The organism is Candidatus Nanoarchaeia archaeon, from assembly GCA_035290625.1.
GTDB lineage: Archaea > Nanobdellota > Nanobdellia > Woesearchaeales > DATDTY01 > DATDTY01.
The window spans coordinates 1-2,247 of sequence record DATDTY010000008.1 but is presented as its reverse complement, the minus strand read 5'-3'; the positions used below and the strand labels follow the sequence as shown (position 1 = coordinate 2,247).

The window sequence follows — 2,247 nt, the reverse complement described above, 5'->3', positions numbered from 1 at the left end:
GTGAAGCCAAGCGGCTTTTCTAGTGTGAAGAAGTATTTTTTAAGTTCCGGAGTTATTTCCTCTATCCTTGATAAGGCTGCGTTTATTGTCTGGATCATATGCGATTGAGGCTTCTGATTGTTTTTATAAAGGTTTGTTTCGCAATATTTATTAATCCCCCATCATTTTCCGGCCTGATGATCGAGTATATCATCGCATTGAAGCCTGGCGGATCAATCCATCCTCAAGAACTTGTTGACAAGCTAAGGGCTCTTGAGCCGTCTCCTCATGTATCTCTAGAGGCACAGGATCCCCAAGGGGCTGTGAAGATAACCGTTCAGTATACTGGTGATTTAGCGATGATTGGTGGTGTCCTGGCTCCTTATTCGGACCTCTTGGACTTTTATGATGGCCTGCCTGTGAATGTTCCTACTATCACCGATGATCAGATAGAGCGCTTCAATTCTCAGGATCCCTGATTCGGCAGCAGTGAAAATCCTGCTTCGCGGCTGCCGCCAGTTCGCAATATGCTAAGTCCTCTGTATGCATCGACATTCACCCCGATGGGGCTTCCCCCTGAGGTCGATGTGCTTAACCTGTTCTGTTGCTCACAAAGAGGCGGCAGCCCTGATTTTCACTGCTGTCGTTCATTTCCGATATTCTTAAATAACATCATTGATTTTTGGCTGTATGCACTTCAAGCCAATCTATCAAAAGCTTCTGGAGACCGAGGAATACAAGAGATGGAGGAAGGAGCATCCTTCTTTTACTTTGGCGCATGTCTTCTATCTGAATGATGAGGCGAACAAGGACATCTGGCATATTGGATTTTTTGACGCAGGCTCAGACACAATCACAACCTTTGTCATCAAGGAAGAATCCATCAGGATCGTTCCAACAGAGGATGTCTTTAAGGAAGAAAAAGTGGCAATCAAAGAGATTGATGTGGAGAAGGTGAGATTGGAGTTTGATGAGGCATTGGAGAAGGCGAAGGAGTTCCAGAAGAAGGAATACCGGAATGAGCATATCCTCAAAGAGATTTTTATCCTGCAGCATATTGAGCGAGGCCAAGTGTATAACATCACGTTCCTGCTTTCTTCTTTCAAAACACTGAACATCAAGGTTGATGCCGCTTCCGGAGCGATTATTTCTCATCAGAAAGAGGATTTCATTTCCCGATAGGTTTTTAAAGCTCGGGGAGAAAGGAACAGGAGATGAAGCGGCAGAGGAAAAACACGAACATTCTCTGGAACCAGCATTCTCCTCTTCTTCTTAGCATGGTTGCTCTTGCGGTTATGCTCTTGTTCATCTCAAGTAAGCCGCAAGACTTTGCTGGCAAGGCGGGAGATGCCCATGGGTCGGATATTGGCAGCATCACACTCAGGCTCGGACAGCCACAGACTGTTTTTGGCAAGAACGGCCAGCAAACAATGACCTTAGAGCTCATGGATATCTCTGAAGTGGACACTGTAATAAGAGTTGGTGTTGGAGGAAGGGTTGAAACTCTGACAATACCATCGAGAAACTTTGGGGGCTGGTACCAATTCGATGACTTCATGCTTAATGCGGAATCCGCTTATCCGGGAGGCGGCAGCATAAATGTGAAGGCATATCTCTTCGATTCAGAGACTCCTGTTTGTTTTGATGAGGATAATGGGATAAATGTTATTCACCAAGGGTTCACGATTCTTGCCAGTCGTGGAATCGGTGAGGGAATGCCTTTATACTATACTGAATCCGATACATGCGATCCAGACAACCAGACAAATCTCATTGAGTATTACTGCGATAGTAATGAGCTGGCCTCAATTCGAATAGACTGCAGCAATACAGGAAGGGTATGCGTCTATGGAAGATGTTCTGCTCCCTGTGTGGATTCTGATGGAAGGGATCCCTATTTCTCTGGCAGTGTTGACGCTTTTTCTAATGGAAACTTCGCGTCGTTTTTTGATGAGTGCACGCCTCCTGCAAGTGAGGTCTATTCTACTGCAGTTATTGAGAATGGCTGCCAAGGAAATGATTACATTCGGACAGAGATGCCATGCAGGGAAGGAGAGGTTTGCTTCAGAGGAGCATGCATGACTCTTGCGCAATATGAGGCAGCATCGCTCGTTTGCGTTGGACCTGGACCAGCACAGATTAATCCGTATGTACCTGGAAGAGTTTATCTCTATCGCAATCGTAATACAGGAGAAGATGGTTCTATTGAGCCGCTACCAATAGTCGATCAGTACGAGGATTCCTGCATTGATTCCCAAACAGCACGCA

Annotated in this window: 3 protein-coding genes; all 3 read left to right on the top strand. The window is 45.7% G+C overall.

Annotation, left to right across the window (positions count from 1 at the left end):
• The first annotated feature begins 176 nt into the window (after positions 1 to 176).
• Positions 177 to 458, top strand: coding sequence for a hypothetical protein (locus VJB08_00495; GenBank protein HLD42450.1), 282 nt, complete (start codon positions 177 to 179; stop codon positions 456 to 458).
• Between the two features lie 211 nt (positions 459 to 669).
• On the top strand, positions 670 to 1,161 hold the full coding sequence (locus VJB08_00490; protein ID HLD42449.1) for a hypothetical protein: 492 nt from the start codon (positions 670 to 672) through the stop codon (positions 1,159 to 1,161).
• A 32-nt stretch (positions 1,162 to 1,193) separates the two neighbouring features.
• Positions 1,194 to 2,247 (top strand): hypothetical protein (locus tag VJB08_00485; GenBank protein HLD42448.1); only part of this gene is annotated, 1,054 nt, incomplete at its 3' end.